General features: G+C 46.8%; 18 protein-coding genes, 2 tRNA genes and 1 pseudogene. 6 read left to right on the top strand and 15 right to left on the bottom strand.

Translation table 11 applies throughout. From position 1 onward, the window contains the following. Positions 1–46: 46 nt before the first annotated feature. The gene (locus tag VFC92_10085) at positions 47–2,536 is read left to right on the top strand and encodes an adenosylcobalamin-dependent ribonucleoside-diphosphate reductase (GenBank protein HZK08537.1); all 2,490 of its coding nucleotides are present in this window, start codon (positions 47–49) and stop codon (positions 2,534–2,536) included. 258 nt (positions 2,537–2,794) lie between these two features. Here the strand turns inward: VFC92_10085 and VFC92_10080 are convergent, their stop codons facing one another. The 7 genes from VFC92_10080 to VFC92_10050 form a co-directional block, all read right to left on the bottom strand. Continuing rightward, on the bottom strand, positions 2,795–3,274 hold the full coding sequence (locus VFC92_10080) for a biopolymer transporter ExbD (protein ID HZK08536.1): 480 nt from the start codon (positions 3,272–3,274) through the stop codon (positions 2,795–2,797). 1 nt (position 3,275) lies between these two features. Further along, positions 3,276–3,851, bottom strand: coding sequence for a biopolymer transporter ExbD (locus VFC92_10075; protein HZK08535.1), 576 nt, complete (start codon positions 3,849–3,851; stop codon positions 3,276–3,278). Positions 3,852–3,866: 15 nt separating this feature from the next. Beyond that, a complete protein-coding gene (locus VFC92_10070; protein HZK08534.1) occupies positions 3,867–4,289 on the bottom strand; it encodes a hypothetical protein in 423 nt (140 codons plus the stop codon). Between the two features lie 15 nt (positions 4,290–4,304). Further along, positions 4,305–5,135, bottom strand: coding sequence for a MotA/TolQ/ExbB proton channel family protein (locus VFC92_10065; GenBank protein ID HZK08533.1), 831 nt, complete (start codon positions 5,133–5,135; stop codon positions 4,305–4,307). 80 nt (positions 5,136–5,215) lie between these two features. Next, positions 5,216–5,306, bottom strand: a tRNA-Ser gene (locus VFC92_10060). A gap of 159 nt (positions 5,307–5,465) precedes the next feature. Then, the gene (locus VFC92_10055; protein ID HZK08532.1) at positions 5,466–6,503 is read right to left on the bottom strand and encodes a type I asparaginase; all 1,038 of its coding nucleotides are present in this window, start codon (positions 6,501–6,503) and stop codon (positions 5,466–5,468) included. Between the two features lie 98 nt (positions 6,504–6,601). After that, on the bottom strand, positions 6,602–7,390 hold the full coding sequence (locus VFC92_10050) for a TatD family hydrolase (protein HZK08531.1): 789 nt from the start codon (positions 7,388–7,390) through the stop codon (positions 6,602–6,604). A 60-nt stretch (positions 7,391–7,450) separates the two neighbouring features. Between VFC92_10050 and VFC92_10045 the strand changes: the two genes are divergently transcribed. After that, positions 7,451–8,467, top strand: a complete 1,017-nt coding sequence (locus tag VFC92_10045) for a glycosyltransferase family 9 protein (GenBank protein HZK08530.1) — start codon at positions 7,451–7,453, stop codon at positions 8,465–8,467. A gap of 97 nt (positions 8,468–8,564) precedes the next feature. Beyond that, positions 8,565–8,684: pseudogene (locus tag VFC92_10040) on the top strand (ORF6N domain-containing protein). 51 nt (positions 8,685–8,735) lie between these two features. Here the strand turns inward: VFC92_10040 and VFC92_10035 are convergent. Next, complete coding sequence (locus VFC92_10035) at positions 8,736–10,637, bottom strand: amidophosphoribosyltransferase (protein HZK08529.1); 1,902 nt, start codon at positions 10,635–10,637, stop codon at positions 8,736–8,738. 345 nt (positions 10,638–10,982) lie between these two features. On the opposite strand from VFC92_10035, the gene VFC92_10030 reads away from it, so the two are divergent. The 3 genes from VFC92_10030 to VFC92_10020 all read left to right on the top strand — a co-directional run bounded on the left by VFC92_10030 (position 10,983) and on the right by VFC92_10020 (position 13,523). Beyond that, on the top strand, positions 10,983–12,473 hold the full coding sequence (locus VFC92_10030; protein HZK08528.1) for a T9SS type A sorting domain-containing protein: 1,491 nt from the start codon (positions 10,983–10,985) through the stop codon (positions 12,471–12,473). Positions 12,474–12,691: 218 nt separating this feature from the next. Further along, positions 12,692–12,764 (top strand) — tRNA-Gln (locus VFC92_10025). A gap of 108 nt (positions 12,765–12,872) precedes the next feature. Beyond that, positions 12,873–13,523 carry a cation transporter gene (locus VFC92_10020; protein ID HZK08527.1) on the top strand — a complete coding sequence of 217 codons (651 nt, stop codon included), beginning with the start codon at positions 12,873–12,875 and terminating at the stop codon, positions 13,521–13,523. An 18-nt stretch (positions 13,524–13,541) separates the two neighbouring features. On the opposite strand, the gene VFC92_10015 is transcribed toward VFC92_10020, so the two are convergent. The 7 genes from VFC92_10015 to narH all read right to left on the bottom strand — a co-directional run bounded on the left by VFC92_10015 (position 13,542) and on the right by narH (position 24,250). Beyond that, entirely contained in the window at positions 13,542–15,410 is a 1,869-nt protein-coding gene (locus VFC92_10015) for a T9SS type A sorting domain-containing protein (GenBank protein HZK08526.1), read from the bottom strand. 26 nt (positions 15,411–15,436) lie between these two features. Beyond that, entirely contained in the window at positions 15,437–17,326 is a 1,890-nt protein-coding gene (locus VFC92_10010) for a T9SS type A sorting domain-containing protein (protein ID HZK08525.1), read from the bottom strand. 11 nt (positions 17,327–17,337) lie between these two features. Next, a complete protein-coding gene (locus VFC92_10005; GenBank protein ID HZK08524.1) occupies positions 17,338–19,800 on the bottom strand; it encodes a C10 family peptidase in 2,463 nt (820 codons plus the stop codon). A gap of 210 nt (positions 19,801–20,010) precedes the next feature. Then, a complete protein-coding gene (locus tag VFC92_10000) occupies positions 20,011–21,234 on the bottom strand; it encodes a serpin family protein (protein HZK08523.1) in 1,224 nt (407 codons plus the stop codon). Positions 21,235–21,438: 204 nt separating this feature from the next. Beyond that, complete coding sequence (gene narI, locus VFC92_09995) at positions 21,439–22,134, bottom strand: respiratory nitrate reductase subunit gamma (protein HZK08522.1); 696 nt, start codon at positions 22,132–22,134, stop codon at positions 21,439–21,441. A gap of 8 nt (positions 22,135–22,142) precedes the next feature. Further along, the gene (narJ, locus tag VFC92_09990) at positions 22,143–22,766 is read right to left on the bottom strand and encodes a nitrate reductase molybdenum cofactor assembly chaperone (GenBank protein HZK08521.1); all 624 of its coding nucleotides are present in this window, start codon (positions 22,764–22,766) and stop codon (positions 22,143–22,145) included. Beyond that, on the bottom strand, positions 22,766–24,250 hold the full coding sequence (gene narH, locus VFC92_09985) for a nitrate reductase subunit beta (protein ID HZK08520.1): 1,485 nt from the start codon (positions 24,248–24,250) through the stop codon (positions 22,766–22,768). Before narH ends, narJ begins: the two co-directional genes overlap by 1 nt. Between the last annotated feature and the right edge of the window lie 2 nt (positions 24,251–24,252).

Genomic DNA, 24,252 nt, shown 5'->3' with positions numbered 1-24,252 from the left:
ACTTTCGCCAGAGCCCGACCTCAGACCCATTGCCCGCAAAGAAGCAATGCAGGCTTCCATTGCATATTTTGGTGGCGACGAGCTGGCAGCCACCGTCTGGATGTCGAAGTATGCCCTAAAAGATAGCGATGGCAACATCTACGAGCGCACCCCCGACGACATGCATCGTCGCATAGCACGAGAACTGGCACGCATCGAGCAGAATTATCCCAACCCCATAGCGGAAGAAGACATTTATGCAGGACTCAAAGATTTTAAATACATCGTACCGCAAGGCAGCCCCATGGCAGGCATTGGCAACAACTTCCAGGTGTCGTCACTGAGCAATTGCTTTGTTATCGGCAACGGCACCAGAAGCGATTCGTACGGCGGAATTATGAAAATAGACCAGGAGCAGGTTCAGTTGATGAAACGCCGGGGCGGCGTGGGCCACGACCTTTCGCACATACGTCCTGCCGGCAGTCCGGTAAAAAATTCGGCGCTCACCTCCACCGGTATTGTGCCTTTTATGGAACGCTACAGCAACTCTACACGAGAGGTTGCGCAGGATGGTCGCCGCGGCGCTCTGATGCTTACCATCTCTATAAAACATCCCGACAGCGAAGATTTTATCGATGCTAAACTCGAAGCCGGAAAAGTTACCGGAGCCAACGTTTCTGTGAAGATCGACGACAAGTTTATGCAGTGCGTGCGCGACAACAAGCCCTACACACAGCAGTTTCCGATAGATGCAGCCGAGCCGATCTATACCAAAACCATCGACGCCCGCAAGCTATGGAATAAGATCATCCACAACGCCTGGCGCTCAGCTGAGCCGGGAATACTTTTCTGGGACACGATAATCCGCGAGTCGGTGCCAGACAGCTATGCAGACCAGGGTTTTACCACGGTTTCGACAAACCCATGTGGCGAAATACCCTTGTGCCCGTACGATAGCTGTAGGCTGCTTGCCATCAATTTGTATAGCTACGTGGAACAGCCATTTACCGAAAATGCAAGCTTCAACCGTGAACTATTTGCGGAGCATGCCCACCTGGCCCAGCGCATGATGGACAACATCATCGATCTGGAAACAGAAAAAGTGGACGGCATCATCCATAAAATAGATTCCGATCCGGAAGCTGATGAGATAAAACGCGTCGAGCGCAAACTATGGGAAAATATCCGTAAAAAAACGCTCCAGGGACGTCGCACCGGTATTGGCATCACCTCCGAAGGAGACATGCTGGCCGCACTCAACCTGCGCTATGGAACACCCGAGGCAACTTCTTTTTCGACAGAAATTCACAAACTGCTGGCTACCGAAGTTTATCGTTCGAGTGTGGCGCTGGCCAAAGACCGTGGCGCTTTTGAAGTTTTTGATTTTGAAAAAGAAAAAGATAACCCTTTTATCCAACGTTTGGGCAACGAAGATCCATCGATAATCGAGGATATGAAGCAGCATGGTCGCCGCAACATCGCGTTGCTCACCATCGCCCCTACCGGCAGCGTGAGCATCTGCACACAAACTACTTCCGGCATCGAACCCGTATTTATGCCAACCTACAAACGTCGTCGCAAAGTGAATCCCAATGATGTGGATGCAAAGATCAATTTCGTGGATGATATCGGCGACTCGTGGGAAGAGTATCAGGTGTTTCATCCCAAGTTTGAAGTGTGGCTAAGTCAAAAGGGCTACGACCCTGCTCAGGTGCGCACATACAGCGAAGCGGAAATAGAAAAATTGGTAAAAAAATCACCTTATTACAAAGCTACCTCCAACGACATCGATTGGTTGGAAAAGGTGAAAATGCAGGGCGCCGTGCAAAAATGGGTCGATCACTCCATCAGCGTTACAGTGAATCTGCCTGCTGATGCTACTGAGGAGCTTGTAAGCAATGTTTACATGGCTGCATGGGAAAGTGGCTGTAAAGGTATGACCATCTACCGCGATGGCTCGCGCAGCGGTGTATTGATTTCCAACAAGAAAAAAGACGAAACTACTTTCAAAGAAACACAAGCTCCGCAACGTCCGCGCAAGCTCAAAGCCGATGTAATGTGGTTCAACAACGACGAAGAGCGCTGGGTGGCTGTAGTAGGACTGCTCGACAACCGACCTTACGAAATATTTACGGGCAAAGCCAGAGGATTCTTTGTACCCGAATGGGTCGCCAAAGGATGGGTGTTAAAAAACAAAGAAAACAATCAGTCGCGTTACGACTTCCATTTCCTCGACAGCGATGGCTATAAAATTACTATGGAAGGCCTTTCGCGCCAGTTCAACAAAGAATACTGGAACTACGCCAAACTCATCTCGGGCATCCTGCGCCATGGCATGCCCCTGCCTTACGTTGTAGATATCGTCGAAAAACTTGTGCTCGACAACGACGCCATCAACTCCTGGAAAAAAGGCATCGTGCGTTCACTCAAAAAGTACATTCCCGATGGCACCATTGTGAAGAAAGAAGCCTGCCCCGACTGCGGAATGGAAGGAACCCTCGAATACAAGGAAGGCTGCAAAACCTGCAACAGCTGCAACTGGACAGCCTGCTCATAACATAGTTGCTCTGATTCAGATTGATGGCTTCTTTTAAAAAACCATCTTCTGCATTTAACCGCTTCAACATAAATTCCCCACCCCGGATAGCCGGGGTTTTTTATTATCCTATCGCTACCATAATGTCGCTTCTATGCGGCTTTTAATAGTGGAACAGGCTAAAGGTTTCATATGACGACACCAATTCTGATCATAAAAAAAAGAGCGCCTTGTTGACGCTCTTTTTTATTAAGACAAAAAATTATGAAAAATGAAGCTTTAATTCAGTCTTCCGAAATCAATGCTTCTCACTTTACGAGTTGAGTAGTTAATTTTAAAAGCACCAGCTTTACGCAATTCCTGCTTTACATCGGTGACAATACCCATGCGGATGTTTTGATCCACTTTGAGTGAAGTAGTGATGAAACGGCGTTCAGCTTCATCGCGTTTCTGCCGTTCAGCGGTAACAAAGGCAGGGATATCCTCGATGCGTCCAAAAGCGTCGTTGAGCTGAATACGTGGTTTGGTACCAAAAACTACTCTTTTGGGTTCACCAATGTAAATGTAACTCACCAGCGATTTGCGTTCGAGCTTTTCTACTTCGGTAGCCTCAGGGGGAAGAACCTTAACGATGAGCGTTACCTCGCGCATTACCGTAGTTACCATAAAGAAGAACAGCAACATAAAGATGATGTCGGGAAGCGACGCGGTGTTAATGTTCTGAGCACCTTGTTTTTTTGAACTTTTAAATCTTGCCATATTATTTGTCTCCTACATCTTGTGGTTCAGCTTCTGAAATAGCTACAGGAATGGCCTTTTGAATGGCTTTGACCTGATCTTCAGAAACGAGTTGATCATATTTTCGACCAAATCTCTCCATGGATAGCTCATTACGAAGCTCATTAATAGCTGCTGCCAGCTCATTCTGTACAGCGATATACATTTTGTAGGATGTCCCTCTGTCGTTTTTAAGAGAGATCACACCTTTAGAAACCCTCACATTACCAAGCGGAGGAATGTTGCGAACATTCATCTCCGGCAGGTTTTCGAGGTTTTGTGGGTTCGACATAAAGATTTTGGTACGCTGACGCAGATCGCTGATGTTGATGGGCTCGCCATCTACCGCCAACCTGTCGCGGCTGTTTACCAAAACGGTAAAAATGTTCCGTTGTTTGATGTCCGGAGGTTTAACGGTCGGGTCGAGCGGCGGGGGTAGCTTTCTGCTGATCCCGGTATCCACATCCATGGTGGTGGTAACCAGGAAGAATATCAGCAACAGGAAAGCGATGTCAGCCATCGATCCGGCGTTGATTTCTTGTGCTGCGGGTCTTGCCATAAAGCAATTTTCTTTCTATTTTAATAAACTGGAAATTCCAGCATAAACAATCGATAATACTGTCAATCCGCCCAGGATGTAAGTCATCCATAATATTCCACCAATTATTTTGGAAATAGCCGGAGTGATGTGGAACTGCTCATACACTTTGCTATCCACGTTGGAATCGGCAAAAACATAATAAGCAATTCCGAACAATACGACAAATCCAACCAATCCGACAAGGACAGTGATTGCTTGCTTTGGATTGGAAATCATATTAATAATCGGAAAAATGAACGTAATGGCAATGGTAAAGATGAGCAGAATGTATGCCCACCATAGCATGGTGTTGGTAAAATCTTCGCCTTTGATAAAGAAGATAATAAACAAGGCGGCAGAAACTACTAACAACGCCGTGAGAAAAATTCTCAGAATTGTTGATGTTTTATCTTTCATGGTTTCGCCTTTCTATTATCTATTTAAGTTTTTGTGTTTGGTAAGGATGTCGATGAAAGAGATGGTGCTGTCTTCCATGTTGTTTACAAGACCGTCGATTTTAGAAAGGATGTAGTTGTAGAAGATTTGCAGGATAACGGCAACGATAAGACCAAACAAGGTAGTAAGCAGCGCCACTTTGATACCGCTGGCAACAATGGTTGGTGAAATATCACCGGCAGCAGCAATATCGTCAAAAGCCTGAATCATCCCAACAACAGTACCCATAAACCCAAGCATAGGTGCCAGAGCAATGAAAAGCGAAATCCAGGAGAGGTTTGATTCGAGGCGACCCATCAATACGCTGCCATAGCTAACGATAGATTTTTCGACAATGTCGATACCTTCGTTGTAGCGATCGAGTCCCTGGAAGAAAATGCTTGCCACCGGACCACGGGTATTTTTACAAACCTCTTTGGCTTTTTCTATTCCGCCAGTTTCAAGTGCCGATTCAACTTTGTTGAGCAGCTTTGTGGTGTTGGTGGTGGAAAGGCTCAAATAGATAATTCTTTCGATGCAGAGCGCCAGACCAAAAATCAGCGTCAGCAATACGATACCCATGAAGCCCCAGCCTCCTTCAATAAATTTCTCTTTGAGTACTTGTTGGAAGTCTTGTTCCTCAGCAGTTTGAGCTGGCAAAGTAGTAACAGGCGCCGCATCATCTTCAGCGTAAGCCGTGTCTGATTGCATGTCACCAGTCTGGGTCATTTCATCCTGTGTACCTGTTTGATTCTGTGCCTGAACAGATGCAACGAAGCCAAACGACATCATGGCAACGATAGTTAAAAAAGCGAATAATTTTTTCATGTTTACTTCAGTTGATTAGAAAATAAATTTTGTTTTCTTTTTTTAATTAATACTTCCTTTTAACATTTACAATAAAAAAGTGGCGGAGAGAGAGGGATTCGAACCCTCGGTACGCTTTTGACGTACACGCGCTTTCCAAGCGCGCGCCTTCAGCCGCTCGGCCACCTCTCCCAGTCCAATTGCATGCAACTCACCAGTCTTTTTCAAGCGGCTAAAGTAGAAAAAAATTGGGTACCACAAAAAAATCATCACTTTTTTAATCTTACCCGTGAATTTGCCGCGATTGATTTTCAATAACTCTGTTTTAAAAATGATATTGTCGTAATATTTTTAATTGATGGTGATTTCTCCACACAAACTGCTGATCAACAGATTCTTGATGTCATCCGTATTTTTATAATTGCCCAACAAAAACATCAATTTGGTAATGGCTGCCTCGGTGGTGATGTCGGCGCCGCCAATCACTCCAATATTTTTGAGTGCGATTCCGGTTTGGTATTTCTCCATCTCCACATAGCCTCCCAGACATTGCGTTACGTTGAGTATCAACAGGCCACCAGCAATGGCTTCAGCCAACATCTGCAGAAACCAGGCATCCGTGGGAGCATTGCCCGACCCATAAGTTTCGAGCACCAGCGCTTTCAAATCTTTGGTTTGCAAAACCGACCTTACAAAATTTTGCGACAGCCCGGGGATGAGTTTTAACACGCCCACATTGGTATCCATTTCAGATCGGAATTTCAATTTTCTGAAATTAGGCTTTCGCAAATCGTTTTTATGATAACGTATGTAAACGCCGGCTTCGGCCAGCGATGGATAGTTGGGCGACCGAAAAGCCTCAAAGTTCTCCGCATTGTACTTGGTGGTGCGGTTGCCGCGCATGAGCTGATTCTCGAAATACACGGCCACCTCCGCAACCAGTGGGGTGTCGTCGTCGTAGGCAGCGGCAATTTCGACGGCGGTAATGAAGTTCTCACGTCCGTCGGTGCGTATCATCCCAAGTGGCAGTTGCGAACCGGTTAGAATCACAGGCTTGTTGAGGTTTTCGAGCATAAAGCTGAGCGCTGATGCCGTGTAGGCCATTGTGTCGGAGCCGTGCAGCACCACAAATCCATCATAGCCTTCGTAGTTGTCGTAAATCACCTGCCCCAGCTTTTGCCAATGACCTGGATTCATGTTTGAAGAGTCTATCACCGGATCGAAGGAATAATTGTCGATGCGCGTGTTGATGAGCCGCAGCGAAGGCATATGATCGTAGAGATGATCGAAGTTGAACGGTTTCAGCACCCCGGTTTCCTGATCTTTTATCATACCGATGGTACCGCCAGTGTAGATTACCAACAATGAAGTTTCGTCTTTTTTATCCATTTGAAATTCTGATTTGTTTCACCGTAGAAGCACGAAGGAACAGAGAATAAATATGTTGCTCTTCTTCTTTTTCCCTTTGTGTCTTCGTCCTCTGTAGTTTATTTCTTTTGTTTTTCTGTTTTAATTTTAAAAAGTTCCCTGGCCGATTGACTCGTGACCCGCGCTACTTCCCCGACGGAAACATTTTTAATCTCCGCCAGCTTAGTAGCTATTAATGTCAAATATGCGCTTTCGTTGCGTTTGCCGCGATGAGGCACCGGAGCAAGAAACGGCGCATCGGTTTCGAGGAGCAGATGCTGAAGATCGACGTCAGCAAACACCTCAGCCAGTCCGGAGTTTTTGTACGTCACCATGCCGCCAACGCCAAGCTTAAATCCCCATCCGATAATTTTTTCGGCTTGTTCACGGTTGCCCGTAAAACAATGAAACACACCGGTAAGATTTTCGCCGGCCGCCGGGCCAATGATTTCAAATACTTCATCAAACGAATCGCGGACATGCAGCACGATGGGCAATCGGTAGTCTATTGCCATTTGAACCTGCACTTCCAGCGCAAGCTGTTGTTGACTAAGCCAGGTTTTGTCCCAATACAAATCGATGCCTATCTCGCCGATGGCAATGTACCGACCCGCGGCAAGTTGCTGCTTTACAATTTCAAGCTCCTGCTCATAGTTTTCCTTCACATCAGTAGGATGCAGCCCGATCATCGGAAAAACATGTTGCGGAAACGCATCGCACAACGCCAGCATGGGCTGGATAGTTTTGCTGTCGATATTGGGCAGCAACATTGCCTGCACGCCTGCGTCGAGTGCGCGTTGCACCACCGCCGTCCGGTCGTCGTCGAATTGCTCGAGATAAAGATGTGTGTGGGTATCGATCATCACCATGGGGCAAAAATAGATGTTTTCGCTTGGGAGGGTTTACTATTTTTGCAAAAAACAAAACGCTTGAAAAAATATCTGATCATCCGTTTGAGTTCCATCGGCGACATCGTGCTCACCACTCCGGTGGTGCGATGTCTCAAAGAGCAGTGCGCCCCCTGCCAGGTACATTTTCTTACACGCCGGGTGTATCAGGAAGTGGTTGAAGCCAATCCTTACATCGACCGGGTTTTTACCATCAACGACTCGGTGAAAGAAGTACTGCCGGGGCTGAAAAACGAAAATTACGACCAGATTATCGATCTGCACAAAAACTGGCGATCGCTGGCTGTGAGGTACAAGCTGAGAATAAAAAGCACTTCGTTTTCCAAACTCAACGTCCGCAAATGGCTGCTGGTAAATTTCAAGATCGACCGGCTGCCACGTGTTCATATCGTAGACAGATACATGCAGGCGGTGGCCAATCTCGGGGTAACCAACGACGGGCGCGGCCTCGATTATTTCATCCCACCCGAAGTGGTCGTTCCGATGGAATCGTTGCCATCGCCACACCGGCAAGGCTATGTGGCGGTAGTAATTGGCGGACGGCACAAAACCAAGCAACTACCCATAGAAAAAACCATCGTTTTGTGTCACGGAATTAAGGCACCTGTAATTTTGCTTGGCGGCCCGGAAGATACCGCGCAGGGCGACACCATCGCAGCCTCCGATCCCGAACATATCTTTAATGCCTGCGGAAAATTCAGCCTGAGTCAGTCGGCACAGCTGGTAGAACATGCGGCGCTGGTAATTACCAACGACACCGGACTTATGCACGTGGCGGCAGCATTCAACAAAAAAATTATTTCGCTGTGGGGCAACACCGTGCCGGAGTTTGGGATGTATCCTTACATGCCGCAACACCCTGATAACTTTTCGATTTTTGAAGTAAAAGGCCTGTCGTGCCGCCCCTGTTCCAAGATAGGTTTTGAGAAATGCCCACGCGGCCATTTCCGGTGTATGATGCAGCAGGACATCGACGGAATGATTGCGATGGCGAATGGGATAGTGAAGGAAGGGAAAATCAAAAAAAAGCAGTTTTGAATAATGAAGATTCCTCTTCGCAAATACCAGGACGGCCAGTTGCTAACAATCCTCACCCCCGAAGGCCGCGTCTCTTTTAATAGTTGAAAAGAATTATTTGATTTTGTTTAAAACGAGGGTTCTAAAACAGGCGGTACGCAGGAACAAAGAACGTTTTCCCGATGATTTTATGTATGAACCTACTGCTGCTGAAATAGATGATGTGGTATTACAAAATGAGATACCTTCTAAACGGCATTTTGGTGGTGCTGTGACCTTACCGCCAAATCTAATAAGCCCTCACATTTCGGTTTTCGACGTAATTGATAAAAGCACGGTTTACCACTTTGTTGCCACCGGGTGTGGGATAGTTGCCCGTAAAGTACCAATCGCCGGTGTGGTTGGGCAACGCAGCGTGCAGGTCTTCTATAGATTGGTATATCACCTCCACACTGGCGCGGGTATGTTCCGGAGTCACCAATTGCGCAATGCGCTCCGATATTTGCCGGGCAGTAAAGGGTTCGTATATCTGCTTCACATAATTTACCACCTGTTCTTTGGGCAGATGCTCCTGCGCCTTGGCTTTTTTGTAAACTTCGTTGATGATGCTTTTTTGGTTGGTTTCGTGCAGCAGGCTGATGGCAGCTTTGAAAGCTATAAAATCGCCAAGCTTGGCCATGTCGATACCGTAACAGTCGAGGTAGCGAATCTGTGGCGCCGAGGAGGCGATGATGATTTTTTTAGGCCCCAGCCTGTCGAGTATGCGGATGATGCTTTGTCGCAAGGTAGTGCCACGCACGATGGAGTCGTCGATCACCACCAGGTTATCTATGCCATCACACACCACGCCGTAGGTAACGTCGTAAACGTGCCCCACCAGATCGTCGCGCCCGCTGTCTTTGGCGATAAAGGTGCGCAGCTTGACATCTTTTACAGCAATGTCTTCCACACGCGGCGCCATGCTGAGTATTTCGCTGATCTTTTCGGGCGTGGACTGCGCACCCAGCGCAGTGATCCGGTCTGCTTTTATGCCGTTGCAAAACCTATTAACTTCCTCAATCAACCCTTTAAAAGCTACAGTAGCCGTGTTGGGAATATACGAAAACACCGTATTGTCGATGTCGTAATTGATAGCTTTGAGTACCTCAGGGGTGAGCAGTTTGCCAAGCATCTTTCGTTCGCGGTAGATGTCGCTGTCAGTTCCGCGCGAAAAATAAATGCGCTCGAACGAGCAGGCTTTTACAACTTGTGGCTTCGCAAATGGAAGCACTTCGGCGGTACCGTTTTTTTTGACGACGAGCACATGCCCCGGCTGCAGCTCCTTTACCTGATCGACCCGCAGATTGAAAGTAGTTTGCAACACCGGACGCTCCGAAGCGGCGGCCACCACTTCGTCGTCGATGTAATAAAACACCGGACGAATACCCACAGGATCGCGCATCACAAACGCATCACCATGCCCCAGCAATCCGGCGATGGCATAACCACCATCCCAAGATTTAGCAGCTTTTACGAGTATGTCGCGGATGTTGAGATCGGCGGCAATTTTTTCGGAAATCTCTTTTTTTACAAATCCCAGCTTCTTGTATTTCTGATAATGGATTTCGTTTTCTTCATCCAGAAAATGGCCTATTTTTTCGAGAATGGTAATGGTGTCGGTAGTTTGGATGGGATATTGCCCAATCTCCACCAAAGTGGCAAAAAGCTCATCCACGTTGGTCATATTGAAGTTGCCGGCCAGCACCAGATTTTTGGTAATCCAGTTGCTTGCGCGCACCACGGGATGTAGGTTTTCGATACCGTGGCCGCCAAAGGTTCCGTAGCGCAGATGTCCCAGAAAGAGCTCTCCGGTAAATTCGAGATTTCGCTTGAGCCAGCCCGTGTCGAGCAAAAGTTCAGGACGCGTTTTTTCGAGCTGCTGAAACGGTGCGTACACATGCCTGAAGACGTCGATGATGGGCGTAGCCGAGCCGGAACGGTGACGGCTGATGTATTTCACGCCAGGCTCCATGTCGAGTTTTATGTTGGCCAGTCCGGCGCCATCCTGCCCACGGTTGTGTTGCTTCTGCATCATCAGGTGCATCTTGTTGAGGCCATAAAGGCTGGTGCCGTATTCGCGCAGATAATGCTCCGGAGGCTTACGCAGTCGCAGCAGTGCTATCCCGCATTCGTGTTTTATTTGTTCGCTCATGCTTTTGTTTTCCTTTTTGGCCGTCCGATGACGAAATATCCATTGCGGCAAAACTAATAATTATCACCGTTGGAGAAATCGGGATGATGCACGCCGATTTTTCGCAATGCAACAGACGCGATGCATCGCGTCTTTGCATTTTGTCCATTTGGACATCATATTCGGCATGTGCCGACGCACGGCAGTGCGTTTCTGCATTTTGCCATTTGGGCATCATATTCGGCATGCACAGACGCACGGCCGTGCGTCTCTACGTTCCATCAGATTTTGCAAAACGCATCTTGCATTTTTCCCCTATTTTTGTCATCTGTGCTTTGCAAAATTCACAATTCAAATTTATAAATTATGAAAAAACTATTCTTTCTTTTTGCAATGCTATTATCGGCATTGGTCATTAACGCGCAATACGCCACGCCCGGCAACGGCATGCATTTTACCATCGACGACCTGGTGGAATATTCGTCTGGTGCGGTGACGTTTGATCCAAACGGGCAATACTCCTTTCATCAGGATGTAACGCTTTCGGCAACGGATACGCTGAGCATCATCTTCGATGCAGAAATCAATATGGCCGACAACGTACTCGTCACCGTTAACGGGACGATGATCGTTAATCCGCTAAGTGGCATCGTGCTTTTTAAAGCGCAAAATGATCATTTTCGGGGGTTTCGTTTTGACAATAGTTCCGGCTCATCGTTTTACGACACATATTTTAAAAAAGCTGGCGGCATCAGGCTGCTGTCCTCGGATGTGGCTTTTACTTTTTGCGATTTTACCGAGTTTGATCAGCAATACACCACAGGTACTATTAATGTTTCGGGGAGTGTTCCGGTGATTACGCTTTGCAACTTCACTTACAACGATGGCCCGGCGGTGATGTCGGCAGCCAATGGCAACGCTTCGCCACAAATCATCAATTGTGAGATAAGATACAATGTGGCCGCCAATGGCAATACGCCGCAGATTAACCTGGGAACCTCCGGCGCCGATAGCATCCGCATCATCGGCAATACCATCGAAGGCAACCCTGACAACTTTAGGGCTGGTGGCATCGCTATTACTACGCTTGCTGGCGGGAGTGTTGCCGCACGCATCGAAGACAACGATATTTTTAACAATCGCTATGGTATCACCGTATTTGGCAACAACCTCGGGGTGCTGGTGCGTGGCAACGAAATTAAGGATAACAACACCCAAAACCTACCGATGCTGGGCGGAAGCGGGATTAATATAAACGGCAACGAAACCAACCAAGCCATCATTACCGGAAATACAATCACAGGCAACCTTTGGGGCATCAGCCTGCAAGGCACGCCCGCACCCAACATTGGCCAGCTGGACAGCGCAGACTACAATCCCGGCGAAAATGTAATTTATGGCAATGGCAACGAAGGAGAGGTTTATGATCTTTATAACAATACCCCCAACGACATCATGGCCCAAAACAATCATTGGGGAACCACCAACATCGACAGCGTGGAATCGCATATTTTTCATCAACCCGACGACCCAACATTAGGCCTGGTAACTTATCTACCGATTGCTGAACCCGTCGGGATCAGCGAGCCTGCAACTTTGCGCCCTGCAATTATAACCCATATATTTCCAAATCCGGCTACACGCAGTTTTTTTGTCGAAATAGAAAGCTCTGAAATCTCGGACTCATCAGTTTCAGAGCTTCAACTTTTCGATGCCGCCGGACGATTGATTGCTATTAATATTGATAAACAAAGCCATGGTTTTAAAGTATTCTTAAAAGAAACCTACCAGGGAATTGCGTTTTTGAAAATTACTTTTGCAGAGAGAGAAATTACAAAGAAGATTATTTTTAGATAAAAACGCTTTCGCGAAAAGCGGATTTTCATTCAAAATGAGTGAAGACGCTGAAGCGAAAAGTAGAGATGTTCTGGCTTAGAACTACATTCTACACCTGTTCGCATTTCTAATTTGTGTTTTAAAATCCCCGCTGTCGAAAGGTGGCAGGGTTTTTTTAAAGATTTATTTAGGGTGATGATTAAAAAGATTTATTTTTGCCGCCGTCAAAAAAAACATCATGCCCGATGGTGTAATTGGCAACACGTCTGACTCTGAATCAGAAGAGTCCAGGTTCGATCCCTGGTCGGGCAACAAGAGGATCTGGCAGTTACAATGTGATTTGTAATTGCCTTTTTCTTTTTGCAAGTGTTTATAAAGTTTATCAATCAGATGAGCTGACGTACAAAGCAACTTTAATAAATGAACGACCAAAGGAAACTGACAAATACCGCACTGATTCTCAGCATTGTTACCATTGTGTACAATCTTGCCGAAGGCCTTGTTTCGATTTACTATGGGCTGGGCGATGAAACGCTTGCACTGCTTGGTTTTGGCGTAGATAGTTTTGTGGAGGTAATCTCGGGTATCGGCATACTGCACTTGGTGATACGCATGAAAAGATTTGGTACCGATCCGGCATCGCGCGATCGGTTTGAAAGAACTGCCTTGCGTGTTACCGGTTTCAGTTTTTTTCTTTTGACAGCCGGGCTGGTGCTGGGATCGGTTGTTAATTTGATACAAGGTAATACGCCTACCTCCACGCTGGCCGGCATCATCATTTCTTCCATTAGCATTGCTACCATGTGGTTTTTGATGACATACAAAAAGAAAATCGGTGTCCGACTTAACTCCGACGCCATTGTTGCGGATGCCAATTGTACCAAAACCTGTTTTTACCTAAGCATTATTTTGCTGGCAGCAAGCGGCTTGTATGAAGTGTTCGGGATCAGCTATATCGATGTGGCAGGCTCGTTGGCCATTGCCTGGTTTGCCTACAGAGAAGGAAGGGAAGCACTCGAAAAAGCAAGCCACAAAACTTTAGCCTGTGGATGCGGGGACGATCATTGTTAAACCTTGCTCATGCCGCGACTACCTTTCCCCACGAACCACTTTTTTGGTGTAGCTATTTTTGCCATCCACAATTCTGATGAAATAAATACCGGGATTGATTTTGCTGAAATCAACCACATTTTCCGTTTCCGGATGGAGTTTGCCTTGCATCAACTGTTTGCCAAGAATATCAAAAACAGCAAAATCTATGGCGGTGCCAGTTGGAAATTGTGAAGCGTCTATAAACAGTTTGTCGGTAAAGGGATTGGGATACAAATTTAAAGTCATGGCTGTTGACGCTGGCTTTTCGATGCCAAGCGCATTTTGATAAAAATCTCTGACTTCCTGAATTCTGGTTTTTAAAAGTGCGACACTTGAAAGGTTGTCGCCTTCGTAATCGCGTGCAAACACCAGGGCGTACTCCATGTGCAGCGTGTCGCCGGGATTAAAATCGTGCGGCCCCGAAACTATTACTCCCCGCCGATCGCCGGGTGCATTGCCGGCGCTTGCTTCAGTCCATCCCTCGCCACTCACAGGGTCGCCCGGAAAAAGATGTTTTACGACTTGTTCGCCTCCATAGCCATTTCCTCCGTAAGTAAAAGGAGTGGAATCCTTCCACAAAGCCTGTAAATATGTATAGTACTCAGAGGCGACTTGTGGATAGGTCATTGGCTCGGGAACACTATCATAAGAAAAAAAGACAAAAGCATCCATTGGGTAATTAAGACAGGTAAACGATTGTGCCGGCGGGTGCGCGCCATATTCATGCGGTCCTCCGGCGCCATCCTGCACTTCACCATTATACACAATAGCCGAATGGAGCAGGGTATCGCTGCAAAGGAAATCATCAAGAGGGTATCCCAAAAGAAAATTGATGTCATTGGCGACATACACATCATGGTAGGTGGTTTGCGAACGATTGATGATGCATTGATCGGCAAAGGTGGTGTATTTCAGCGCCGAATCGCCCGGCTCGTCGTAGGCGTAATAAGCGGTTTGTATTTCGACACCCAACTTTTTGCCACCGGTATTGAGGTGCACATCCCGGTCATCATTCACAATGGTGAACACCGTTTGGTCGCCTCTGATAAGCGGAAAATCGCCAGCCATAGGATCATAAATGCCATCGCCATCCCAATCATAGTAAGGTGCCAGTTGCGCTGCCTGGCCGAGACTTACATCTCCGTTGCCCGGCCATCGGGTTATGTTTCTTATGGCCTGGTAGCCCTCATCCTGCCAATGCTGGCGATGGTAAGCGATTTCATCCGATGAAAGTTTCCACACTTTTTCCCATATTTTATCAGGGACAGAAGCGTAGCCCAGACTATCCATGATAGGTCCTGGTGAAAAGTCAATTCCAATAGACCGATGTTTGTCGGCGGCGAGGCAAAGGGTATCATTTTCATCGAGGCCGCCAATCCACACCGATCCGGAAAAAATAGTTGAGTTTCCCGATCCTGCCGGGACTTCATAATTTTCATAACCCAAATCCCAGTACTGCAGGCCAAAGGAACGAATCCTGCATCTTACCTCATTGATATCCAAATAATCATGACTTTCAGTAATAATCGTTATGTAAACTTTGGCAAAATCCGAAACCATATTATTCTCCAGGTCTTTGATTTTATAAATCAATGAATCTATGACCCCGCTTACAAAACCCGAAGTGTAAATAATGGAAGAGTCGGTTTTAACGAAGGTGCCATAATTGCCACCAAATACATGGAGAATTTCAAAAGGATGATTTTCGTAGGTATAATCATTTTCCAAAATCATAATCTCGATGGTTTCGAGTATTGATACTATGACGTAATCATCAACGGCAATAGGGGATTTGTCTCCTTGCGAATACCCATTTATTAAAACAAAAAAAATAAGGCCGAAGAGGAGTGTCAATTTTGTTTTCATTGCTTAGGCTTTTTATAGTTTTAATTTTATTTCCGTATCACTTTTTTAGTGTAGCTGTTTTTTCCATCCACTATTCGAATGAAATAAATTCCAGGATTGATTTTGCTAAAATCAACCACATTTTCCGATTCCGGACTGAGCTTGCATTGCATCCACTGTTTGCCAAGAATATCAAAAACAGCGAAATTGATAGTTGTGCCAGTCGGAAATTGTGAAGCGTCTATAAACAGTTTGTCGGTGCAGGGATTGGGGTACAAATTTACAGTCTTGGCTGTTGACGCTGGTTTTTCGATGCCAAGCGCATTTTGATAAAAAGCATGAACCTCCTTAATTCGGTCTTTCAAAAGAGCAAGGCTCGAAAGATTGTCGCCCTCGTAATCGCGTGCAAACACCAGGGCATATTCCAGATGCAGCGTGTCGCCGGGATTAAAATCGTGCGGACCCGAAACTATTACTCCCCGCCGATCGCCGGGTGCGTTGCCGGCGCTTGCTTCAGTCCATCCCTCGCCACTCACAGGGTCACCTGGAAAAACATATTTTACAACTTGATCGCCTCCATAACCGTTGCCGCCATAAGTAAATGCCGTGGAATCTTTCCACAAAGCTTGTAAATAGGAATAATATTCCGTGTCGCTGTATGGATCGGTCATGGGCTGCGGAACACCAAAATTTGAAGAATAGACAAAAGCATCCATTGGGTAACTAAGACAGGTGAACGATTGTGCCGGCGGGTGCGCACCATATTCTCCTGGTCCACCGGTTCCATCCTCTGCTGTGCCATTATACACAATAGCCGAATGGAGGAGGGTATCGCTACAAATGAAATCATCATCGGCTTTTCCCAAATCAAAATCCACGAAGTTGGCGGCATACACATCGTGATAGGTATGTTGCGAGCGATTGATGATGTACTGATCAGCAAAGGTGGTGTATTTCAGTGCCGAATCGCCCGGCTCGTCGTAGGCATAATAAGCGGTTTGTATTTCGATACCCAACTTTTTGCCACCGGTTTCGGTGTGTAAATATCGCGCATCGTTCACGAGGGTGAATACCGTTTGGTCGCCTCTGATAAGCGGAAAATCGCCAGCCATAGGATCATAAATGCCATCGCCATCCCAATCATAGTAAGGCGCCAGTTGCGCCGCCTGGCCGAGACTTACATCTCCGTTGCCCGGCCATCGGGTAATATTTTTTATGGCTTTGTAGCCTTCGTCCTGCCAATGCTGGCGATGAAAGGCAATTTCATACGCCGATAATTTCCATACCTTGTTCCATACCGAATCAGGAACAGCGGAATAAGCCAGACTATCCATGATAGGTCCGGGAAAAAAGTCAATTCCATTCTGCCGATATCTTTCGGCGGCGAGGCAAAGCACATCATTCTCATCGAGGCCGCCAATCCATAATGCTTCACAAAAAATACTATTTTTCCCTGATCCTGCCGGTACTTCATAATTAATAAAATCTTCATAATTAACATCCCAAAATTGATTGCCATGGGCGTTAATCCTGCATCTTACCTGATTGACATCCAAATAATCGTAACCTCCACCAATAACCCAAGTTCCACCATTAACTGTAATGTAAACTTTGGCAATATTGGAAATCAGATTATTCTCCAAATCTTTGATGCTGTAGATCAATGAATCCAACCCCTCGAATCCGAGATTAGCACTATAAAAAATGGAAGTGTCGGTTTTAACGAAGGTGCCATTATTCCCACCCAAAGCCAAATGGATTTTGAAAGGATGATTTTCGTAAGCAAAATCGTTTTCCAAAACTTTAATCTCGATGGTGTCGAAAGTCATAACTTCCACGTAATCGTTTACGGCTACCGGGGCTTTGTCGCCCTGCGCGAAGCCATACAAACCAGCCATTAAAACAAAGCTGAGGAGGAGTGTTAATTTTGTTTTCATAATGTGTGTTTTTAAAGTTTTAATATTTTTTTGGTAACAACAGTTTGATCAAAAACAATGTGGAGATAATAAATACCCGGTGCGAAAGCGCTAAGGTCGATCTGTGCCGGCATCGAACCCGCCTCACCCGAGCGCATCACACTTCCATTTGGATGATAAATTTGGTAATAAAAATTTGAGCTGTTTTGAACCTGCCAGTCGATGGTCAGAAAATCTGAAACCGGATTGGGGTAAACAGTAATTCTGTTTTCCAACTCCGGGATTGCCGATGGAGTGGCTTGATAAACAAGCTGCCACCCCTGGAAATTGTCGCGGTAATCGCTGTGGAAATGCAGCAACAACCGATTGCCCGGATAGGTTTTGGAGGGTGGCAGCGAGAAGCCCGAAAACTTATCGAGCGGCTGGTTCGGATTAGAAGGATCGAAAATTTTGAGATAATCATAATCGACTTCCAATTCAAAATCAGTGAAAGTGATGGTGATGTATGTGGCATCGGCAACTTCAATTAAAAAATAACAATCCGTGTTTTCGGTGTAATTTTTTTCGCCACTGCCATCGGTCAGCGTATCCGTAGTAGCAGAATAATGGAGCGTGTCGGCGCAATATTCCGGAAGGATGTAATCCCAACCCACTCGCCAACCCTGGCCGGTAGCGGCACTGTCGGTAATAAAATTCAAAAACAGCTTGTTGCCTGATGTAATCAGATCGTCGGGACGAGTGGTTCCGGTGAATTTACCCAACAGCGGAGCGTGAGGGCTTTCCCCGTCATACATAAATAGTGTGTCGCCATTGGCCAGATCAAACTGATAAAAATGAAGTGAAAGCTGAGCGATGGAATCGACGGGAGAGAGCTCGGGGGCAATCAGCCATTCACAATTGGTGTTGTCGGTGTATTGGTGGTAGCGGCTTCCATCTTCTACCATGCCGAAAGGCTCGGTCAGCACCGGACTTGCCTCACAAAAGGGAAGGCGATAGCCATAATAATTGGCATGAAAGCCCTGCGCTTGGTTTTGATGATCCGAATCGAAAGTTACGAATAGCGTCGACCCCGAACTGTAGAATGAAAACGGAAAATCGTTGCCACTCACCACGGCCAATAGCGGAGCCTCTGCCGACACACCATCATAAATATGAATCTGATCAACATCAGCTTCTGTATCAAGAAAAGTAAACTCCAGCAAAATATTGGTGATCTCGCTGTTGTCGGGCTGTATCAGCCACGAATTGTGGGTTTCAGGCAGGTAATTCAAATTAGCACTCCCATCTTCAAAACTGCCGACATTATTGGTAAGCATTTCATTGTTACTATTAAAAACCGGAAACACAAACTGCGTGGTGTCGGGATAGATATTAAAAATAGCGCCCTGCCCCGAATTGATATTGATGCCTCCCGGCGTAAGATTGTCGATGTAGAAATAACCGTTGTAGGCACCTCCCCAACCCCAGTTGAAATGAAAATGTGTAGAATCCTGGTAGCCATCGCACAGATAAACATGACCTCCCCACCCCATCGAGCTTCGGTACAAAACAGGTTGTCTATTATCGAGATTTGCGATGAGCAAAGCAACCCATTCCTCAGTATTTGCAGCCGCTGACCGTTCCATAAAATCATCGGCCAAATAGTTGAAATGCGCAGAAAGCGCAGCACTAACGTTGTTGATATTGGCTCCGGAGGATTCGGGCATGTAGCCCATTTTTACAGATACGCCCGTGTGATAGCAAAGCTGAGCTATGGCATCGTTGGTTTCGCGGCACAGGTCGGTCATGGCAGGCCAGTCGTAAACAGCTTCGGCAAAATTCACATACTGAGGACCATAAATTCCTAATTTGTAGGGCGGCGTGTAAAGCACCGTGCCAGCACCCGACATTGGAAAACGGTAATAATAGATGAGTTGCGACATGGCTGTTGCCACGCAGCCGGCAGGCGTATGGCCATCGTAACTATCGGGATCGGCAGGGCACATTTGGTTGTGTGGTGCCGACTGTGCCCATTTGCAGGTAGTCAGCGGCGCAACTCCTTTGGTACCCTTTGCTGCTTGCCCTTCGGTGGTTAAATTTTCCCATGCTTTGGAATGATCTGGCAACAAAAGATGCTCGTTTTCGAGTGCATAGGAAATCTGTCTTTCCCAGGAGGCAAGCCAGGTATTGCAATTTTCAGGAACGTTATCCATTTCAAAATTACCTTCGAAAGCGTAAGCCAGAATGGGATAAAACCTTCTGTCGGAGGATAGGATCACAAATCCACCCTCTTCAAAATTTATGATGTAATAAAGATTCCTTTCTCCCGAAGATTTGAGGTCGCATTGGGCGATTCCGGTCAGTGTCCGGGTATTCCCGGTTTGGTTTAATTTGGATTGAAAAAAAGATGTGGCGAGGCTTGTAGCTTCGTTTTGCCCCAGATTTTGTGAAATAAGCGTGAGGCTTTGAATACAAAAAGCACACAAAATCAACAGATGTAAAAAATATCGTTTCATATTTCGGGATGTTTCAGAGATCAAATATATCAACTAACGTGTGATAAACAATTTCCCGGAAAGTAAACGGCAAATTTATTTAAGGCAAAGGCTATTAGAACGAATTCAGACAAATAGGATAAAAAACCTCCGCTAATTCACACGAAAAATAACTAGCGAAAATTCGCTTCATTGGCGATAATTCGCGGACAAGGTTACCATCCTATAAACTTACGGCTCCATCACTTTGCCGGCAAACATCAGCGTGTTGGTGGTTTGTTCGCGGATAAAGAACAGAAACGGCCGATCCACTATAAATTCTGGTGGCTCATCGCCTGCAGATGTAAGCCCAATAGCAACGGTTGTAACGGCTGCTGCTTCGGTACCCTGCTCGTTAACTTCCACGAAAGTGTTCTGCTTTACAAAACTCACAAATAGTTGAGCCTCGGCGATACCCGTCAGATTAGCAACTCCAGAAATAAAAGCATCGGTCATGCCCAAAGCCATAAGCTCGTCGTTGAGTCCCTTTTCGTATTTAAATGAAAATTTGGGCAGCGACAAATCCACCTCCTGCTCGTACCCGCTGCCAAGCTGCTGGGTCAGATCGTTCCACAATGCCGGCGTAAGCGATTCTGTCAGCGCATCAATATCCGTATCGGGCAGCATGATAATCATCGAAAAGTTTTTGCGGCCATAAAAGATTTCAATAGCCTGGTAACCGGTCGCGGTAACAAGGCGTCCGGGCACTTGGCCGTGCATGGTGGGAATATTTGCAGTGCTACCATCGTAATAATGAAAAGCTGCGTCGTTGGTTTTATTTTTATCAAATTTCTGTGTCCACGACCCCTTGAAATAAAGCGCATTAATCAGAAACATCACGTCATCCGGACTGATTTCGGACAGCACCTGATTGATTTTCCCATGGGTATTATCGGAAGCCCACCCGTTTATTGTTGCCAAAGCCGACGGCGAGCCAAAGTCAAGACCTTCTGCCTGTGCATCAAAAGCCTCCTGCATGATTTGTAAAAATGAAGTCTTGGCCACAAACGAGTTGCGGTACCACACAGCGTTGGCCAGATCCAGTTGCACTGTGCCATCGGCGGCAAGCAGTTGCGTCACCAGCGATTGGTAAGCCTCGTTCACTTCGCTGGCCGACATTCCATCGTAGCCCAGCATATTGTTAATCTGGTTGTAAGTCTCCTCTTCCGCGCCATTCATCAACATCGTCAGCGCCACCGAAGCCGAAAGCGGAGAAAGCATCAGGTTGCCGGGATCTTCCGCGGCCACTTTTTGAAACAGTTGGATGCCAAAGTCGTTGCTCTTGCCGATAACTGCAGCTCCCTTTTCGGTAAGCTGGATAACGGCAGGTGTAGGTTGTGGTTTTGCATTATCTTTTGTACATGACGTCAGCACCAACAGAAGCGTGGCAATCAGAAGGGTTTGGAAGGTTTTCATAGCTTTTTTTTATTAAAAATAAAGAAATTATAAAGTAGGAATAATTACAAATGCAATGCCAGTAAATTTGCAGATGCATTCTAAAGGAGCGAAAACCCTCCACGAGTTCACACGAATTAAGCTAATGAACACGAAAATAATTAGCGACAATTCGCTTAATTGGCGAAAATTAGCGGACAACTAAACCACCCATCAATATCTAATTTATGACTTGATAGCAGTACCAAAAGGCCGGCGAACAAGCTGGTATCCTGAACGGAAAAAGTAGGCCAGCGGCAGCACGAGCATGTGCATAAGCTTGGTATAAGGAAAGATCATAAAAATGAGCAGTCCCACCACGATATGAATTTTGTATTGTATGGCGTGGCTTGCCAGGATAGCGCCGGCATCGGGCTGGAAGGTGATGATGGCTTGCGCCCACTCACCCAGCGCCGCATACTGTTCCACCGAAGTATAGGCCGTGCCGGCTATAGCGCTCAGACCCAACCCGGCTTCGATAAGTAACAGAAACAGGATGAAGTAATCGTGGAAATTGCTGTTGTGCTTCACCCGTGGCGACGAATAGCGCCTTACCAGAAGGATAACCATGCCTGCCACCGCGATGGTGCCAAAAATACTTCCCGCGATAAGCGCGAGGGTGCGTTTGGTTTCGGTGGTCATTACCAGATGATACCAGCTTTCGGGCAGAAATAAAGTGAGATGCCCGAAGAACACCAGGATGATTCCGTAATGGAAAAGATTGCTGCCAAGCCGCACGTACTTATCGCTGAAAAGCTGAGTCGATTGCGCCTGAATGCCTTTGTTGGCCAGCACGAGGCGGGTGATGAGTCCAAACCAGAACACCGCAAAGGCGATGTGTGGAAAGTAGGTGAATAAGAAATTGTTGATGTAATGTTCCATGGCAATTATTATTTACAATTGATACATGAATTGCTAAAATCTACAGGTGGTTCGTCGTATTCGGCGTCCGGGTTCATGGGTTTTTGGTTTCTGGCGGTTTCTTTCGCTTTCGCTAAATCAGGCTGTACGGACGATAAACTGATGAGAGCAGAAAAGAGATGATGATACGGATTTTTCTTTTCGGCCAAAGTAGCCCCAATGCGCGCAATGATTTCGATGGGCGAAGCCAGCAGCTCTGCGGCACGGGAGGCAGGCTGTGTGGATAGAAACTCCAAAAAAACCGGCAGGTAGTCGGGCAGCTCATTTACCGTCATCTGCAGGCCGTTTTGGTTGTAAAGCTCCTGCAAGTCCACCATGGCCTGCCCGCGGTCTTTCGAGACGCCCATTACATGCTCGAAGAGATGCAGTGAGGTGCTGCGCCCGAAATCGAAAAGCTGCACATAATGCGCCTGCCATTCCAGAAGCTCTTCGTTGGAAAACCGGTCGACAAACTCAGCCACTTTTCCCACTTCATCAGGAGCGAGCAGCTTTTCGCTATTAAGAATATCTATGGCTTCCGCCAAAAATTGCTGCAACTCTTCCTGTGGATAGGAGAGCAAAAGCGCCAGCGTTTTATAAGTTTTCAGCATCATCAAAATCCTCCAAATAAATTACGCAGCTTATCGGCGTCACAGCCCGGATCGGTGGAAAAGCCACAGGATGATTTAATATCAAAAACGTTTTGTGCCTCTTCGCGATGCGAGGTGGGAATCACAAAGCGGTCGTCGAAGTTGGCGATGGCCATTAGCTGGTACATCTTTTCGGTGTCGGCAGGTGTGAGGCCGGTGCCTTTCAGAACTTCAGCGTTTTCCACTCCGTCCACCGTTTTGCTGCGCATATAAGCGCGCATTGCCAGCATACGCCGCAGGGCAGTTTTGATGGGCGCTTCGTCGCCGGCAGTAAAGATATTGGCCAGGTATTGATTAGGAATGCTCAATGCGTCCAGGTCGGGCAGGATGCCGTTGACGCCGAGTTTACCACTTTCGACAGCCTGCATGATGGGCGACAAAGGCGGAATATACCACACCATCGGCAGCGTACGATATTCGGGATGCAGCGGGAATGCCAGCTTCCAGCGAATGGCCAGCTCATATATCGGTGATTGGCGGGCAGCTTCCAAAACGTTATGGGAAATGCCCTGCTTTTTGGCCTCTGCTATTACTTCCGGATCGTTGGGATCGAGGAAAAGCTCCAGGTGCTTCTGATACAGATCCTGCTCATTTTCGACAGAAGCGGCTTCTAGAATCTTATCAGCATCATAAAGCAACATGCCGATATAACGAATCCTGCCCACGCACGACTCACTGCAGATGGTCGGCTCGCCCACCTCTATTTTTGGATAACAAAAAGTGCATTTTTCTGACTTGTGTGTTTCCCAGTTAAAATAAACTTTTTTATACGGACAACCCGTAACACATTGGCGCCAGCCACGGCACCGGTTCTGATCGATGAGCACGATGCCGTCTTCTTCGCGTTTGTATATGGCGCCCGAAGGACAGACTGCTACACACGTCGGGTTGAGGCAGTGCTCGCACAGACGCGGCACATACATCATAAAACTGTTCTCGAAAGCACCATATATTTCCTTCTGGATATTGTCGAAGTTTTTGTCAGCGCCACGTCTTTCGAAAGTGCCGCCCAGGTTATCGTCCCAGTTGGCCGACTTGCGTATCTTGTCCATCGGTTTTCCGGTCATCACCGAAAAAGGGCGCGCCGATGGTGGCGTTTTAAAACGGGAGCCGCTGTGCAGGATTTTGTAGTTGAAGGTGTAAGGCTCATAATAATCGTCGATGCGCGGCATATCAGGATTGGCAAAGATATTTTTCATGATGCCGACTTTCCTGCCCATGCGTGGGCTAAGCTTCTTGTTGGCAAGTTTCCAGCCTCCTTTGTAGCGTTCCTGGTTTTCCCAATGGTCGGGATAACCGATTCCCGGCTTTGTTTCTACATTGTTAAACCACACGTACTCCATGCCTTTGCGCGACGTCCACACGTTTTTGCAGGTCACCGAGCAGGTATGGCATCCTAAACATTTATCGAGATTCAGGATCATCGTTATTTGTGCACGTATTTTCATAG

The organism is Bacteroidales bacterium (assembly GCA_035647615.1).
Taxonomy (GTDB): domain Bacteria; phylum Bacteroidota; class Bacteroidia; order Bacteroidales; family 4484-276; genus SABY01.
Note: the sequence above shows the minus strand (reverse complement) of the source record. Positions and strands in the feature narration are given on the sequence as shown.

Bases quoted from the DNA above. Each gene is read 5' to 3' on its own strand.
- VFC92_10050 (HZK08531.1), bottom strand. From the start codon at position 7,390: ATGGTGATGATCGATACCCACACACATCTTTATCTCGAGCAATTCGAC.
- narI (HZK08522.1), bottom strand. From the start codon at position 22,134: ATGGAACATTACATCAACAATTTCTTATTCACCTACTTTCCACACATC.
- VFC92_10065 (HZK08533.1), bottom strand. From the start codon at position 5,135: ATGAAAAAATTATTCGCTTTTTTAACTATCGTTGCCATGATGTCGTTT.
- VFC92_10005 (HZK08524.1), bottom strand. From the start codon at position 19,800: ATGAAACGATATTTTTTACATCTGTTGATTTTGTGTGCTTTTTGTATT.
- VFC92_10035 (HZK08529.1), bottom strand. From the start codon at position 10,637: ATGAGCGAACAAATAAAACACGAATGCGGGATAGCACTGCTGCGACTG.
- narJ (HZK08521.1), bottom strand. From the start codon at position 22,766: ATGATGCTGAAAACTTATAAAACGCTGGCGCTTTTGCTCTCCTATCCA.
- VFC92_10070 (HZK08534.1), bottom strand. From the start codon at position 4,289: ATGAAAGATAAAACATCAACAATTCTGAGAATTTTTCTCACGGCGTTG.
- VFC92_10010 (HZK08525.1), bottom strand. From the start codon at position 17,326: ATGAAAACAAAATTAACACTCCTCCTCAGCTTTGTTTTAATGGCTGGT.
- VFC92_10075 (HZK08535.1), bottom strand. From the start codon at position 3,851: ATGGCAAGACCCGCAGCACAAGAAATCAACGCCGGATCGATGGCTGAC.
- VFC92_10015 (HZK08526.1), bottom strand. From the start codon at position 15,410: ATGAAAACAAAATTGACACTCCTCTTCGGCCTTATTTTTTTTGTTTTA.
- VFC92_10000 (HZK08523.1), bottom strand. From the start codon at position 21,234: ATGAAAACCTTCCAAACCCTTCTGATTGCCACGCTTCTGTTGGTGCTG.
- VFC92_10055 (HZK08532.1), bottom strand. From the start codon at position 6,503: ATGGATAAAAAAGACGAAACTTCATTGTTGGTAATCTACACTGGCGGT.
- VFC92_10020 (HZK08527.1), top strand. From the start codon at position 12,873: ATGAACGACCAAAGGAAACTGACAAATACCGCACTGATTCTCAGCATT.
- VFC92_10085 (HZK08537.1), top strand. From the start codon at position 47: ATGCAGGCTTCCATTGCATATTTTGGTGGCGACGAGCTGGCAGCCACC.
- VFC92_10030 (HZK08528.1), top strand. From the start codon at position 10,983: ATGAAAAAACTATTCTTTCTTTTTGCAATGCTATTATCGGCATTGGTC.
- VFC92_10080 (HZK08536.1), bottom strand. From the start codon at position 3,274: ATGGCAAGATTTAAAAGTTCAAAAAAACAAGGTGCTCAGAACATTAAC.
- narH (HZK08520.1), bottom strand. From the start codon at position 24,250: ATGAAAATACGTGCACAAATAACGATGATCCTGAATCTCGATAAATGT.